At 44.0% G+C, this 16,046-nt stretch carries 12 protein-coding genes and 1 pseudogene; 8 read left to right on the top strand and 5 right to left on the bottom strand.

Annotated features, from left to right (window positions below; all coding sequences use genetic code 11):
• The first annotated feature begins 1 nt into the window (after position 1).
• Entirely contained in the window at positions 2-640 is a 639-nt protein-coding gene (locus tag AC1DCV_RS21245) for an MBL fold metallo-hydrolase (RefSeq protein ID WP_477025049.1), read from the top strand.
• A 93-nt stretch (positions 641-733) separates the two neighbouring features.
• On the opposite strand, the gene AC1DCV_RS21240 is transcribed toward AC1DCV_RS21245, so the two are convergent.
• The 3 genes and pseudogenes from AC1DCV_RS21240 to AC1DCV_RS21230 all read right to left on the bottom strand — a co-directional run bounded on the left by AC1DCV_RS21240 (position 734) and on the right by AC1DCV_RS21230 (position 3,353).
• Positions 734-2,269, bottom strand: a complete 1,536-nt coding sequence (locus AC1DCV_RS21240; RefSeq protein ID WP_477025048.1) for a lipopolysaccharide biosynthesis protein — start codon at positions 2,267-2,269, stop codon at positions 734-736.
• Between the two features lie 90 nt (positions 2,270-2,359).
• Positions 2,360-2,740: pseudogene (arfB, locus tag AC1DCV_RS21235) on the bottom strand (alternative ribosome rescue aminoacyl-tRNA hydrolase ArfB); the annotation flags it as partial.
• A 151-nt stretch (positions 2,741-2,891) separates the two neighbouring features.
• Positions 2,892-3,353, bottom strand: coding sequence for a hypothetical protein (locus tag AC1DCV_RS21230; protein WP_477025047.1), 462 nt, complete (start codon positions 3,351-3,353; stop codon positions 2,892-2,894).
• 97 nt (positions 3,354-3,450) lie between these two features.
• Here AC1DCV_RS21230 and dtd point away from each other — a divergent pair, with 97 nt between their 5' ends.
• The 5 genes from dtd to AC1DCV_RS21205 all read left to right on the top strand — a co-directional run bounded on the left by dtd (position 3,451) and on the right by AC1DCV_RS21205 (position 7,251).
• Positions 3,451-3,903 (top strand): D-aminoacyl-tRNA deacylase, encoded by a 453-nt coding sequence (gene dtd / locus AC1DCV_RS21225; RefSeq protein WP_477025046.1) that lies wholly within the window; start codon positions 3,451-3,453, stop codon positions 3,901-3,903.
• Between the two features lie 52 nt (positions 3,904-3,955).
• Positions 3,956-4,285 (top strand): nucleotide pyrophosphohydrolase, encoded by a 330-nt coding sequence (locus tag AC1DCV_RS21220; RefSeq protein ID WP_441573100.1) that lies wholly within the window; start codon positions 3,956-3,958, stop codon positions 4,283-4,285.
• Positions 4,286-4,328: 43 nt separating this feature from the next.
• Positions 4,329-5,270 carry a YihY/virulence factor BrkB family protein gene (locus AC1DCV_RS21215; RefSeq protein WP_441573101.1) on the top strand — a complete coding sequence of 314 codons (942 nt, stop codon included), beginning with the start codon at positions 4,329-4,331 and terminating at the stop codon, positions 5,268-5,270.
• An 81-nt stretch (positions 5,271-5,351) separates the two neighbouring features.
• Entirely contained in the window at positions 5,352-6,779 is a 1,428-nt protein-coding gene (locus AC1DCV_RS21210) for a glycine--tRNA ligase (RefSeq protein WP_477025045.1), read from the top strand.
• A 100-nt stretch (positions 6,780-6,879) separates the two neighbouring features.
• Positions 6,880-7,251 carry a hypothetical protein gene (locus AC1DCV_RS21205; protein WP_477025044.1) on the top strand — a complete coding sequence of 124 codons (372 nt, stop codon included), beginning with the start codon at positions 6,880-6,882 and terminating at the stop codon, positions 7,249-7,251.
• 171 nt (positions 7,252-7,422) lie between these two features.
• On the opposite strand, the gene AC1DCV_RS21200 is transcribed toward AC1DCV_RS21205, so the two are convergent.
• Positions 7,423-8,145, bottom strand: a complete 723-nt coding sequence (locus AC1DCV_RS21200; protein ID WP_477025043.1) for a ferredoxin--NADP reductase — start codon at positions 8,143-8,145, stop codon at positions 7,423-7,425.
• A 164-nt stretch (positions 8,146-8,309) separates the two neighbouring features.
• On the opposite strand from AC1DCV_RS21200, the gene mfd reads away from it, so the two are divergent.
• Together mfd and AC1DCV_RS21190 are read left to right on the top strand one after the other, a co-directional pair.
• Entirely contained in the window at positions 8,310-11,687 is a 3,378-nt protein-coding gene (gene mfd, locus AC1DCV_RS21195) for a transcription-repair coupling factor (protein WP_477025042.1), read from the top strand.
• Positions 11,688-11,876: 189 nt separating this feature from the next.
• Positions 11,877-12,578: an SIMPL domain-containing protein gene (locus AC1DCV_RS21190; RefSeq protein WP_477025041.1), complete on the top strand. Its 702-nt coding sequence runs from the start codon at positions 11,877-11,879 to the stop codon at positions 12,576-12,578.
• A gap of 81 nt (positions 12,579-12,659) precedes the next feature.
• On the opposite strand, the gene AC1DCV_RS21185 is transcribed toward AC1DCV_RS21190, so the two are convergent.
• Positions 12,660-15,893 carry a TonB-dependent receptor gene (locus AC1DCV_RS21185; RefSeq protein WP_477025040.1) on the bottom strand — a complete coding sequence of 1,078 codons (3,234 nt, stop codon included), beginning with the start codon at positions 15,891-15,893 and terminating at the stop codon, positions 12,660-12,662.
• Positions 15,894-16,046 lie beyond the last annotated feature (153 nt).

Here is a 16,046-nt window from a genome sequence, read left to right as displayed (position 1 = left end):
AATGATTGAAATACAACAATTCACTTTTGGTCCATTACAAGAAAACACCTTCCTGCTTATTAACGGTAAAAAGGAATGTATAATTATAGACCCGGGATGTTATTTTCAGGACGAAAGAAAAGAATTATTACAATATATACAAACACACGGGTTAAATGTTATAAGATTATTGAATACGCACTGTCACTTTGATCATATTTTTGGTAATAAACTCGTATCAGATACGTATAAAGTGCGTCCGGAGTTTCATGAGCTGGAACAGCCGGTACTGGATAATTCCCAGAGAGCTGCTGCTATGTACAATATTCCCTTTGAGCCTTCTCCTATGGCTGGCCGATACCTGCTGGAAGGAGAAACCATTCCTTTTGGAACAGACGAACTAACGGTATTGCTTACACCGGGCCATTCTCCCGGCAGCGTATCTTTCTACTGTGAAGGCCAGCACTTCGTGATTGGAGGCGATGTATTGTTCTACCAGAGCATTGGCCGTACCGACCTGCCAGGAGGCAACCACAGCACCCTATTGCAAAGTATCCGGGAAAAACTGTTTGTCCTGCCAGACGAGGTAAGGGTATTCCCTGGCCACGGACCTTCTACCACGGTTGGTTTTGAAAAGAAGCACAACCCGTTTCTAATCTAACCTGTTCATCCCTAAAAGCTGAAAGGAACCGCTAACAGCAGTCGCTAAAAGCCAACCGCTAAAGTCTAGTAGCTAATAGCTAAAAGCTAACAGCTACTTCGCTATATACTTCCCGATTACTGGCAACCGGGCAAACTCCTTCTTCTCCATACGGAAAATAAACCAGGCATAAGCTGCAAAGAAAGCTGTTGCTACTGCGAGGGGAAGGGGTTTGAGGGCGTAGATATCTTTGGGTGACAGCACCAGCCCGTTCAGCCAGTTAAACACATAGTAGATGCCTACTGCTAATCCTACGTAGGTAATGAGTTTAGGGAGATGATAAGGAATCGGATAATACTTTTGCCCCCAGACGTAGCACACCACCATCTGAATAAAGTAGCAAACCATGGTAGCCAGTGCCGCGCCATAATAGCCCATCACCGGAATCCACCAGTAATTCAGCAGGAAAGCAAGAATGGCCGTTAGTATGGTAATCACTGCCCCGGTTTTGGTGCGGTCAGTCAGTTTGAACCAGATAGTAAGGTTATAATAAATCCCCAGGAACATATTGGCCAGCAATAAAACAGGCACAATCCGCATCCCCTGGTAGTAGAAAGGCACCCGGAGGAAAGCTTTCCAGATATTCAGGTAAAGACTTACAAACAGGAACATAAAGCAGAGCATGATCACAAACAGCTTCATGATACGGGCGTACATTTTCCGGGGATCGCCGCTCTCTGCCTGCTTAAAGAAAAAGGGCTCCGCTCCTAACCTGAATGCCTGTATGAACATGGTGATCAGGATGGCCAGTTTATAATTGGCACTATATAGGGCAATCACTTCTTTTTTAGCTTCCATATTATTCCCCGGCAGGAACTGAGGTAAAAACCAGGCCCTGTCGAAGGTTTCATTTACCATGCCCGCCATGCCCACTATAATCAGTGGCAGGGCATAATGCATCATCTGCTTCCACAGCCGGGCATCAAATTTCCATTGAATTTTGCGGATCTGTGGAAGGAAAAGTACCAGGGTAATGGCACTGCCCAGCATATTACTCAGGTAGATATATCCCGTCTGGTCGCTGCTGCTTTGTACATCCGGCACCCAGTGGTGGCCTGCTGCGTATAGCTTCGGGCAGATGACCAGGAAAAAAATATTGAAGAAGATAGTGGTAACGATTCCGGCTATACGAATAGCTGCATACCTCACGGGACGGTCTTCCAGCCGCAATTGGGCAAATGGAATGGCTGTGAGCGCATCAAACGCCATCAGCATCACCACATAGGTATAATAGGTAGGATGACCATTTAGCCCCGCCAGCTCCCCGGCATAGGAATTTATGACCGAAGACTTCAACAGCAATAATAAGATGGTGATACTGATGGTCGACAGCAGCAGGGATATCGTGGTGGTTCCCAGTACATTCGCTTTGTTTTCCTTTTTGGCAAAACGGAAAAAAGCCGTTTCCATACCATAAGTCAGCACAATATTGGCAAAAGGTATATAGGCATAAACGTTAGACATCTCCCCGAAGGATGCACGGGTTAAAATCGTCAGATAGAAAGGGGTAAGAAAATAATTGAGCAGTTTGCTCACAATATTGCTTAACCCATAATACATCGTTTGTCCTGCCAGTTTCTTGATACTCAATTCCCAGATATTTTGGTGCAAAATACGAATTACGGATTATGTATGCCAGATTAATGGGTGAATCCAACGAGTGTAACACCCGGCAGCCAGCTACTCAAATCCGCCCCTGCGCTGTTGTTTCTTATCCGATAACCGCTTTTTTGACTCAATTCTTTTCTCCCGGGCTGCTTTGGATGGCCGGGTGGGCACCCGTTTTTTGCGGGGGATCAGCGCTTTGCTGATCATGTCGTTCATTTTGGAGATCACCTCCTGCTTGTTACCCAATTGGGTACGTTCTGTTTGGGATTTCACCTGGAGCAGACCATCCGCGTTGATGCGGTTAGACAATTTCTCCATCAGCATGGTTTTTTGTTCCGGGGTTAACAGGGCAGAAGCCATTATATCAAAATAGCCTTCTACCATGGTTTCCACCTTATTCACGTTTTGTCCTCCGCTACCACCGCTGCGGGCAGTGCGAAACGTGATTTCAGCGGTCACATTGATATTCATGTATATTTAATTTTTAATATAAAAAAGCATTAAAGAAGGGCAATTTATTAAAACTGCAGCGAATACGCCCTTTTCTTTATGCTTTCCGACTTTATAGGGCAATGGAGTCAGTAAGGAAATGTGTTCCTTACGCCTATAAAGTATAAGGAATCAGGAATATCCCTGATGAGTCCTTTTTTACCGGAACGGGGTTGTCATTCAGCAGGAGGCCATATATTAATGATCCGCAGCAGCCGGACGTCTTCGTCAAAAACGTCATTTTATCCAATGTAAACTTCCCGGGTCTGCCCACGCGCAGCGACAGAGGAGTTCTCACATACGAAAACAGAACTGCCTTATTTTTCGCGGTATCTATCAACTGTCTAACCTGCATAAGCGTGTCGGGCATCTGAATTTTGATGCTGTCTAATGGTATGCGGGCATCAGGGCCATACACCAGATCACGGCCAGTGCCTGGGTCTATCAGTTTAAATCCAAACATCAACTGGGCAGGGGAATCACACATAATACCATCGCAGGGAGTATCCTTTTTTGAGCTTTTACAGGCAGTAAATAGAACAAATCCGATAAATAAAACGTAACAAATACGGGTCATGGAGAAAAGATTTTGGTGATGCTTAAACGTGATCGGGGGGCGAAAAGTTACAGATTCAACCGATTTGCTTTAATTTCCCACCCATAAAAATGGAGCCATGAGGGTAGTTATACAACGCGTTAGTTCCGCATCGGTAACGGTAGACGGAGCTGTCACTGGACAAATTCAGCAGGGATTACTGGTGCTGCTGGGCATAGAAGATATAGATACTACAGATGATATTCAATGGCTGAGTGCTAAAATCGTGAATCTCCGGATCTTCAATGATGATGATGGAGTGATGAACGTATCCGTGAAAGATATCCACGGCGATATATTGTTGGTGAGCCAATTTACCTTGCACGCTTCCACGAAGAAAGGAAACCGGCCTTCGTATATCCGTGCCAGTAAGCCCGATGTTGCGATCCCTTTGTATGAGAAAATGATTCTTCAGCTGGAGCAGGATTTAGGCACCACTATTCAAAGAGGTATTTTTGGGGCAGATATGAAAGTGGCGTTGTTAAATGATGGCCCTGTCACCATTATCATCGATTCTCATCACCGGGAATAAAGACAACAGCAATGCAGTCAATCCGTTATCTTTAATAAATAAAAACTAATCCATGACCATTCAGGAAGCCCAGGAAAAAATTGATAGCTGGATAAACACTACGGGAGTGCGTTATTTCAGTGAATTGACCAATATGGCCATACTCACAGAAGAAGTAGGAGAAGTAGCCCGTGTGATGGCCCGCAAATATGGTGATCAGTCATCGAAAGAAAGTGATAACAAAAAGCTGTTGGCAGATGAGCTGGCTGATGTGATGTGGGTATTGCTATGCATCGCTAATCAAACTGGCATTGATATGACGGTAGCGTTGGAAAAGAACTTTGAAAAGAAAAATATCCGCGATGCACAGCGGCATCATAATAACCCCAAATTAAAATCTTAATGCAGCCTGCACGCTTTTTGTGTGCTGCTTATAAAACACTGCTATGCAAAAACAGGGAAAGCTAAAAAAGATCTGGCAGGTACTGAAACAATCCGGGAGCGAATTCATGGAAGATAAAGTACTGAAGCTGAGTGCTGCATTGGCTTATTATACTATATTCTCCGTTGCACCTATGTTGATCATCATCATTTTTTTCTGTGATTTGTTTCTTGGTAAAGATGCCGTAGAAGGTAATATTTACGGACAAATCAGCGGTTTGGTAGGTAGTAACGCCGCTTTGCAGATCCAGGATATGATTAAGAATGCCTCCCTTTCCGGCGATATGAACTGGGCTACCATAGTCGGTTTTGTTACACTCATCATTGGTGCTACCGGGGTATTTGCTGAAATACAGGACTCAATTAATCACATCTGGCGGCTGAAGTCAAAACCTAAAAAGAATGGCCTGTTACGCATGATCCTTAACAGGCTCCTCTCCTTTTCCCTGGTGGTGAGTCTGGGCTTTATCCTGCTGGTATCTTTGGCTATCAACGGGTTGGTAGAATTATTCTCCACATTGGTGGTGAGCTTGTTGCCGGGAAAGATAACTTCCGGAATCCTGTTTTCCCTGGCGGATTTTGTAGTGCCCTTCCTGGTGATAGCTACACTTTTTGCTATCATTTTCAAGGTACTGCCAGATGCCCGAATTAAATGGAAAGATGTGCGGGTAGGCGCTATTGCTACGGCCATTCTTTTTATGCTTGGTAAATTTGCGATAGGATACTATCTCGGAGCCAGCAAGGTAAGTTCCACTTATGGCGCCGCGGGTTCTATCGTGATTATACTGCTTTGGGTATACTATTCCGCAGCTATCCTGTACTTTGGGGCTGTATTTACCCGGGTATATGTACAGCATTCCGGGGCACAGATTTACCCCAACGAATACGCCGTTTGGATCAAGCAAATAGAGGTCCCGCATGAACCGGAAGTGGTTCAGGAAGGATAGTCTATTTGTTCTTCAGAGTCTTACAAATATTTTAATAATCGCATACGTATTTTCAAAATAGGCATTTATCTTTGCGCCACTATGTCTACAGATCAGAATAAATTCCAGGCGATCATATCGCATTGTAAAGAATATGGTTTTGTTTTTCAGTCCAGTGAAATTTACGATGGGCTCAGTGCCGTATATGATTACGGTCAGTACGGGGCTGAACTGAAGAAAAACATCAAGGATTATTGGTGGAAAAGCATGACCCAATTGCACGAAGATATCGTGGGGATCGATGCCGCCATCTTCATGCATCCTACTACCTGGAAGGCATCCGGACACGTGGATAATTTCAGCGACCCGATGATTGATAACAAGGATAGCAAAAAACGCTACCGTGTAGATCACCTCATTGAAGGACACGCAGAAACATTATCCAAAGAAGCTGGCGATGCACTCCTGGCACAAATGGATGAACTGCTGAAGGAAAACGACTTCGCAGGGCTGAAAACATTAATAGAAACTAATAAAATAAAATGTAGTGTTAGCGGTACCGTTAACTGGACAGAAGTACGTCAGTTTAACCTGATGTTCTCCACCCAGCTAGGTAGCGTTACAGATGAAGCGAGCGAAATATACCTGCGTCCTGAAACGGCACAGGGTATCTTCGTCAACTTCCTGAACGTACAAAAAACCGGCAGGATGAAAGTGCCTTTCGGTATTGCACAAATTGGTAAAGCTTTCAGAAATGAAATCGTAGCCCGCCAGTTTATTTTCCGTATGCGCGAATTTGAGCAAATGGAAATGCAATTCTTTGTACGCCCTGGCACACAACAGGAATGGTACGAAAAATGGAAAGCAGAACGTATGCAATGGCATCTGAGCCTGGGCATCGACCCTGCTAAATACCATTTCAAAGACCACATAAAATTGGCGCACTATGCGGATGCTGCCGTGGATATTGAATACGAGTTCCCATTTGGTTTCAAAGAAGTGGAAGGCATTCACTCCCGTGGTGATTTTGACCTGAAACAACACCAGGAATACAGCAAGAAAAAAATTCAGTACTTCGATACAGAAATCAATCAGAACTATGTGCCTTACGTGATAGAAACCTCTATCGGTCTGGATCGTATGTTCCTGCTTACTATCTGTAATGCTTACGCAGAAGAAGATCTGAGCACTGCAGATAAACAGGATAGCCGTGTGGTATTGAAATTGCCGGCCAAATTATCTCCAATTAAACTGGCGGTATTTCCATTAACTAAAAAAGATGGTTTGCCAGAAGTGGCAAAACTGTTGGTGAATGAATGTAGACAACATTTCCATTGCTATTATGAAGAAAAAGATAGCATCGGAAAACGTTACCGCCGCCAGGATGCCATTGGTACTCCTTTCTGCGTAACCATTGATCATCAGACCAAAGAAGATGGTACTGTAACCATCCGTCACCGCGACACCATGGAGCAGGAACGCATCCCGCTGTCAGAAGTGAAAGCACTGGTTTTAAGCAAAATTCTCTAGTACCATTTTTCGGTAACTTATAGTGGCTATGACCGTTATATAAGTGTAAGCAACCACCTTTATGCCTATACGAAATTATATAACTGTCATAGCCCTTTTTATGCGTTGTTTATCCGCTACGGCGCAAACACAGCCCCCCGCCGAGACGACCAGCATCTCCGTAAAGAAAGCGCCGCACCCCTACAGTCAGACAATATTGTTAAGCGGTGCTGGTCCTGCCTGTGGCATATCCCTGAATTATGATATCCGGTTCAACGGCACAGATAAAGGCCTTGGCGCCAGAATCGGTTTCGGATATGTGCCGGAGTATTCTGAAGAACGGCAATCATGGAGAACGCATATTACCTATAAGAGAATATATAAAGCCAAAACTACGCTGCCATTCGGGCTTAATTATGTGCTGGCCCTCTCTCCCAAACATATGATAGAATTCGGTGCAGGACTCACCTACATGTCAGGTGATTCGCTATGATATGATGATATCACCACCAGCTATACCTGGCTGGGCTGGATGTCTATGCATTATCGCCGTACTATTGGAAAGCACCTGCTAATGAGAGTAGGACTTGTTGCGATGGCTTCAAAAGAATATGTAGCGCCGTTTCCAACGCCGGAATGGGGAATGGGATTCAGGTTTTAACGGTTATCCGTATAATTCCTGGTGTATATCATGCCGGTCGTAGCCCAGCGCCTGTATCCGGTGCTTTGCCTCGTCAATCATGGCTTTCCAGCCACAAAGGAAAAAGTGCGCCGGACGTTTATCGTTCTGCAACAGCTCTTCGTATACACCATGTACATATCCTTTTTTACCAGTCCAGTTTTCCTCACGTGATAAAGTAGGAATGTAGTTGAAGTTCGGCAGCTCGGCTGCCAGCTGCTGCAACTCTTGCGCATACAGCAGGTCATGCTGATACCGCACCCCGAAAATGAGGTGAATAGGCGCATGCGGAATGGCGTGTTCATGAATATAATGCGCCATCGACCGGAATGGAGCTATTCCTGTACCCGTACAGATCAGGAATAATTCCCTGTCTAACGGTTCCGGGAGTACGAAAATTCCCTGTGGACCTCTCAGCAACAGTTCACTCCCTACTTTTATTTCGTTGAACAGATAGGTACTGCCTAATCCGCCTTCGAGGAGTACAATCACCAGCTCAAAAACATTGCTGCCATCAGGATGAGAGGCAATGGAATAACTACGCCAGCGTTTGTTTTTTTTCTCGTGAATGGGCAGATCCAGGGTTACGAACTGCCCCGGTTTAAAGTCAAACCGATCCATGTCCGGTACCTGTATCCAAAAGCGGCGGGTGTTGTGGGTTTCATCCACCAACTTTGTGACGATGCCTGTATGCCATAGGTCCAACATGGAAATTGAGTTTTGGTCTCACTGAATATACTGAAAATTCGGGATTTTGTTATTTGGATATTTCCTTATTTGATTATTCCCCGGCCAGCTACCTTCCTCAAAACCTAAATATCTTGATAACCAAATATCAAAATCGGTAAATGTTCTTTACCTTTGCTGTCTTCATGAATTTACAGGCTGTATTACAATTATTTCAACGTGATGCTCGCCTGCAGTCGCTGGTGAAGGGGATACAATCACCCACCCCACAATACTTTCAGCTTTCCTCCATTAGTGGGAGTGCAATAAACTTTGTGGCAGTTAGCACCTGGGCGCATGCAGATGCGAACCATCTCTTCATCTTAAACGATAGAGAGGAGGCAGCCTATTTCCATAACGATCTGGAACAACTCAGCCAGGCACTGGACATTTTTTATTTCCCGGACTCTTTCAAAAAAGCAGGTCAGTTTCACGAGATCAACAGCAGCCATAGCATGCTGCGGACAGAAGCCCTCATGAAATTTTCCGGCGACAGTGTCCGTAAAAAAATACTGGTCACCTATCCGGAAGCACTCTGGGAGAAAGTGGCCGGCAACCAGGCTTTTAGCGCCAATATGGTACAGCTGAAAGTAGGCGATGTACTGAAAGTAGATTCGCTGCTGGAACAATTGATCACCTGGGGCTTTCATGCAACAGATTTTGTGTATGAACCCGGCCAGTATGCGGTAAGAGGTGGTATCCTGGATATCTATTCCTTTGGGAACGAAAAGCCTTATCGTATTGAATTATTTGGAGAAGATATAGACTCCATCCGCCTGTTTGATCCCGAGACACAGCTGAGTGAACGCAAACTTACCCAGGTGACGCTCATCGCTAACATGGACACCCATGGCACCAGCGCGGATCACGGCAAAACCCCGCTCACAGAATTTCTGCCTGCCAATACCGTGGTATGGATGAAAGACCCCGCCTATGTACAGGGCGTGATAGAACAAATGGAGCAACGCCTGGACGACTTCCTGCTCACCGGACAGAAAGTAAAAGTGGATGAAGACGAAGAGATGGTGCTGAAAGAAGACGACTTTGTGAAAGCCGCTCCACTGATACAACAACTGCTGAAAAAGTCCACCATTGTTTTTGGTAACAAAGACTGGCTCACTGAAAAAGGCTATTCCGCCACAGCTATTGCCTTCGATACCCAGGAGCAGCCTGTGTTTAACCGGCAGTTCGATCTGCTGATCAAAGACCTGGGCAAACATAACAGTAATAAATATTCCCTTTTTATATTCTCAGATAATCCCCGTCAGTTGGAACGCTTGCGGAGTATTTTTGAGGACCTCAAAGCAGATTTTGTATTTTTCCCCATTCCTGTTGCTATCAGTACCGGATTCATTGATCACTCGCTGAAACTGGTATGTTATACCGATCACCAGATCTTCCAGCGTTTCCACAAATACAAGGTAAAACAAGCCTATAACAAGAATAAGGCGATTACCATGAAAACCTTGCGGGAGCTGCAGTCGGGCGATTTTGTAACGCATATCGATCATGGCGTGGGCATGTACAGCGGTCTACAGAAAATTGAGGTAGGAGGAAAAATGCAGGAAGCCATCCGTATTATTTACAAGAACAACGACCTGTTGTATGTAAATATCAACTCCCTGCACAAAATCAGTAAATACACCGGCAAAGAAGGCGTAGAACCTAAAGTAAATAAACTGGGCAGCGATGCCTGGGATAAGCTGAAGGAAAAGGCCAAAACGCAGGTAAAAGATATCGCGAAAGATCTGATACAGTTGTACGCCGTACGTAAAGCCCAACAAGGTTTTGCGCATACACCGGACACTTATCTGCAAACAGAACTGGAAGCATCCTTCATTTATGAAGATACCCCGGATCAGAGCAAAGCAACGGCAGATGTGAAACGTGATATGGAATCGCCGGCACCAATGGACAGACTCGTATGTGGCGACGTAGGTTTTGGTAAGACAGAAGTAGCTATCCGTGCCGCATTTAAGTCTATTGTAGATGGTAAACAGGCGGCCGTACTGGTACCTACTACCATCCTGGCATTTCAGCATTACAAAACTTTTGCAGACCGTCTGAAAGATTTCCCCTGCACAGTAGATTATCTGAACAGGTTCAAATCTTCCAAAGAAAAAAAGGAAACACTTAAACGCCTGGAAGAAGGAAAGATCGATATCATCATTGGCACACACGCCTTGCTGGGCAAAGAAGTAAAGTTCAAAGATCTCGGCGTACTGGTGGTAGATGAAGAACAAAAATTCGGTGTTTCTGCCAAAGAAAAACTGAAACAGATAAAACATAACGTAGACACCCTCACACTAACGGCAACGCCTATACCGCGTACACTACAGTTTTCGTTGATGGGTGCCCGTGACCTTTCTGTTATCAACACGCCACCGCCCAACAGGCAGGCTATTGAAACAGAAGTACAGGTATTTAACCAGGACCTGATCCGTGACGCTATTTATTATGAGGCAGAAAGAGGCGGACAGGTGTACTTTATCCACAACCGGGTAAAAGGACTGAAAGAAATGGCCGGGCTGATTCAGGGATTATGCCCCGATCTCTCTATTGCCACTGCTCACGGACAGCTTGAAGGACATCAATTGGAAGAAGTGATCCTGGATTTCATTGACCGCAAATACGACGTACTGGTATGCACCAATATCGTGGAAAGTGGTGTGGATATTCCCAATGCAAATACTATCATCATTAATAATGCTCATCATTTTGGGTTGAGCGATCTGCATCAGCTACGTGGTCGTGTAGGACGCAGCAATAAAAAGGCCTTCTGTTATCTGCTGGCACCGCCAATGAGCACCCTGCCTTCCGATAGCCGCAAACGCCTGCAAACACTTGAACAACACAGTGAACTGGGTAGTGGTTTCCAGATCGCTATGCGCGACCTGGATATCCGTGGCGCCGGTAACCTGCTGGGCGGTGAGCAAAGCGGTTTCATGGCGGAAATAGGTTTTGATATGTACCAGAAAATTCTGGACGAAGCCATCCGCGAACTGAAACAAAATGAATTCCGCGATCTGTTTAAAGATCAGCTGGAAGAAAAGAAAGACTTTGTAAGTGACTGTACCATCGATACAGACATGGAAATATTGATTCCTGATACTTATATAGAGAGTATACAGGAACGTTTGAACCTGTACCAGGAATTGGATAATATCATGGAAGAAGGCAAGCTAAAGGCCTTTGAAGTGGATATGGCTGACCGCTTCGGTCCATTGCCTGAGCCGGTAAAAGAATTGCTCACCATGATCCGTTGCCGCTGGATGGCCATACAACTGGGCTTCGAAAAAATGATGCTGAAAGAAGAAAACCTGCGTTGCTATTTCATTAATAACCCCGATTCCCCTTATTTCGAATCCCCTACGTTCAATCATATATTAACGTATATACAAACCCGTACAAACAACGCCAAACTGAAACAGGTAGGCAAAAACTTTATGCTGGTAGCCTCCCGTATCCGTAATATGAATGACCTGTACGATTTCCTCAAGGCAATGACCGACAGCCGCAAATAATTTCACCTGTAACATAAATTCGTTGTAAACGTTTCATTCACAATATGAAATGTATATATCCATTTCTGTAACTGTGCATTAACAAAATTTTATAAAACCCCATTGTGGAATCACTTTTAAACGTAGCATCATGAGGGTGTAATTAACAACGGAAACTAATTTTTTAAAAACAATAGAAAACATCGACACATGAAAAAGGTAATGTTATTAGCCGCAGGATTATTTTTGGCCTTAAGCACTTTTGCACAACAGGCAGACAAACAACCGGTAAAAAAGATTGAAGTAAACGGTTCCGCAGAAATGGAAATCACACCGGATGAAATTTATTTCAACATCTCTTTACGTGAATATGTGAAAGGTAAAAACAAAGTAGAGATCAGCACGCTGGAAAAACAATTGCAGAAAGCAATAGCGGATGCAGGTATTTCCAAGGCAGATCTTACCATCGAGAACGTGTATGGTAACAACTTTGAGATATTACGTAAAAAGAAAGATCCACAGGAATTTATGGCGCGCAAACAGTATCGCCTTAAATTAACGAAGCTGGATAAAATCAATGAAATTCTGGGTGCAGTAGATGCAGAAGGAATTGAAAATACAAGAATTGCTTCTTACTCTTCCAGCAAAATGGAAGCATATCGTAAAGAAGTAAAAATTAAAGCATTACTCGCAGCGAAGGAAAAAGCAGAATATATGCTGACTGCTATCGGTAATAAAATGGATGGTGTTATTGAAATTCAGGAAATGAACACTGATAACTATACAGATGTTCGTCCAATGATGATGGCTAACTATAAGTCTGCAGCTGGTAGTGAAGATGCTTCATCTGATATTGATTTCAAAACCATTAAGATCCGTGCAGAAGTAAGAGCAGTATTTGCTATAAAATAATTACACTGGAGATGTAATAACAAAAAAAGAGGTTGTTCCGTAATGGAACAACCTCTTTTACATTTATAAAGACTAGTTAAATTAGAAGCTGTATCTCAGACCCAGCTGCATCTGATGACGGGATGCAAAGAAATCTTTTGAGTAAGGAGTGCCTGGATTGCTGTAGTTATAAGTTGGATAGTTGTTAACCACTTTACCGGTAGGCGTCAGACCCACACTCGCAGATGAGTTGAAGGTATTTGGTGAGAAGTAGGAAATACCCCATTCTTTGTTCAGCAGGTTAGTAACGTTCACGATGTCATAAGTCAGCGTGATGGTGTGTACTTTTTTACCTGCCTTGAAGTTCAGGTCCTGGCTGAAGCGGAAGTCAGCCTGTGTATTCCATGGTGTACGTCCACCATTACGTTCTGTAAAATCACCTTTACGGCTGCTCAGGTATTTGTCGCTGTTTACATGATCCATGAAAGCTGCTGCCTGTTGAGCGGCTGTTGCTCCACCGACTTTATCAGTAAAGAAGTTGGTAGCTTCAGCTACATCTTTTGGAATGTAAGCCAGGCTCACCTGTTGAGGAGTACCCTGTACCGTGGCGTTTACGAAACCGTAGCTGAATGGAAGGCCGGAAGAAGTATTAAAGAAGGCAGAGAAGTTAGATACCCATTTACCTTTTGTACCCCAGTCCTGTTTGTAGCTAACGGTAGCTACTATACGGTGACGAACATCAAAGTTAGAATAAGCCAGACCCGGATTGTTAGGGTTCAGTGCCTGGTTCAGTTGCCAGTTAGACTCCATGGAGTTACGGATACCGTTGGTGATATCTTTCGCCTGTCCGTAAGTATAGGCAGTCATGAAGTTCAGACCAAAAGGAAACACTTTAGAGATCTGGGCAGTGATGCTGTAACGGTAACCTTTGTCAGTGTTAGACAGGAGGTAAGCGTTCGTATACAGGGAATTGATTTTTTTACCGGAGAAAATTGGTTGTTGTTTATTTACATCGTAAGCATAGTAAGTAGGATTATCTACCAGGTTCACCTGTTGGAACTGCAGATCCTTAATTACTTTGGTATAGATACCTTCGATGGTGAATTTCCACTGGTCGTGCGTAGTGTAATCCAGTGCCAGGCTACTTCTCCATACTTGTGGCATTTTGAAGTTATTGTCAATCATATCTACCTGTGTAGCACCTGCTGCGTCTTTTACGTTTACACCATTCTGTGAAGCGAAATCAGCGATACCATTCGGAGATGGCTTAGCTGCAGGCAGTGGCGTATTTACGAATGGTTTGCTGGATGCTTTATTATCGTATGCACCGTAAGTAACACCATTATTATAGTAAGCGTAACCAATCCATGCAAAAGGAATACGACCAGTGAATAAGCCGCTACCACCACGTAATACCAGGCTGTTATCACCTTTGATATCGTAGTTGAAACCTAAGCGTGGAGAGAATTGTATGTTATTCAGGAAGTCGTTTTTGATATCCTTAGGTTTGGTATAGGAGTAAGTAGTTCCAAAATTAGGATCTTCCGGAGATTTGATAGTTTTATCGCTCAATGGTTGTTTGTTAGGAATACCAGTGTAGTCTAAACGTAAACCTGGAGTGATTCTGAAGCGATCAGTAATTTGAATTTCGTCCTGTCCGTATAAGCTCAGAAGGTTCACTTTGAACTGTGCGGGAGGATTATTCATGATATAATCGCGTGAGTTATTGGTATAATTGAAGTTACCACGTACACGGGCAGGATTGTTAGCCAGGAAAGCTCCAATGCTGTCGTAATCCAGACGACCATTCCAGGAGTTTACGAAACCGTAAGTGATGTTGTAGAACTCATTGTGTGTACCAACAGTAATGGTGTGGTTACCTTTAAACATGGTTACGTTATCGGTGATTTCAAACGTTTTTTGTTTCATGTTAAAGATACTTGCTTCACGATCAGTACCCAGGAAGATAGTAGAACCTGGTGTTCTTCCTTTAATCTGGATCTGCGGTGTAGCAGGATCAGACAATGGATCTCTGAAATCATGAACGGAAGAGTAACCGAGGATCAGACTGTTAGACAGGAAGCTGTTGAAATTGCTTTTCAGTTCAGCAACTGTAGAGGTCTGGTTATTGGTTTGTTTGAAGTCAATACCTTTGAAACGGAAGTTCTGTTGATCACGTTCCAGGTTGGTGGCTTCAGAAGTAATGGTATTGTTACGGATAGATAACTGATGTTTTTCGTTGATATGCCAGTCTAATCTGTTAAAGAATTTATTAGAGTTGGAATAGATGCTGGTGTTACCAGCAGTACCTGCATCAACGCCGTAGGTTTTCATTAAGGCGGTGATGTCAGCTGCATCTTTTTCTGTTAAGATACCACCGTTATCAGCAGAACCTGCAGCGAGGATCACTGGATCAACGCGACGTGTAATTTCTTCGTTGGTAAAGAAGAATAATTTGTTCTTAATGATAGGGAAACCTACACGAATACCAGTTTGGTATTCATGAAAATCGCTTGGTAATTTAGAACCGTCACCGGCATTGTTTTTACCGATCATGGAAGCGTTACGGCCATAACCATAAACGGAACCGTGTACTTCGTTGGTACCGCTGCGTGTTACCGCATTTACGCTACCGCCGAGGAAGTTACCTACTTTCACATCAAACGGAGCCAGTAAAACCTGTACATCCTGGATCGCATCGAGCGATACGGGGTTGGTACGGGTACTGCTACCTGGTTGACCGCTGGTGCTGCTCTGTCCACCTAAGGAAGGGCTGAAACCAATCGCATCATTGTTGATAGCACCATCCAGGGTTACGTTATTATAACGGTAGTTGGTACCCAGGAAGGAGTTGTTATTGCTCTGAGGAGTTACTTTAGTAAGATCCTGCAGGCTACGGCTCAGTGTAGGGAGCGTTTTGATCTGCTCCTGTCCTACTCTGGTCCCGCCGGATTTACCGCCGCCAGCATTACCTGTTACTACTACTTCACTCAGGGCAGTTGATTCTTCCTGTAATTTGAAGTTGAAGCTGGTTGTTCCCAGACCCAGGTTGACATCTGCTTTTACTTCTTTCTTATATCCGATAAAGGAAACAGTGATGGTATAAGGACCACCAGGATTGAGGTTCGGCAGGATATAGCGGCCGTCACCATTTGTTTGCACGCCGGATTTGGCACCGGTGCTATTGTTTACTACGACTACAGTAACGCCGGGAATGGCTTGTCCACCTGCATCGGCTACTTTACCCGATATAACAGATGTAGTCACCTGCGCCTGCGCGTTGTTGTAAAAAATGATTACAAGGAAGCTAACTAATAGCGTAAAGAATGATTTCATAAACTGTTTGTAAGTATTTACAGGTGCAAAGGAAACAGTCTAAAACAACCAGAATGTTAACAGATCATTACGGAATTGTTAAGGAGTACATAAAGTAGACTTAAAAAACGCAATTTTTTATTTTTTGAGTTAAAATAACATCAAATTTCCATT

Source organism: Chitinophaga sp. 10T418 (genome assembly GCF_056394125.1).
Note: the sequence above shows the minus strand (reverse complement) of the source record. Positions and strands in the feature narration are given on the sequence as shown.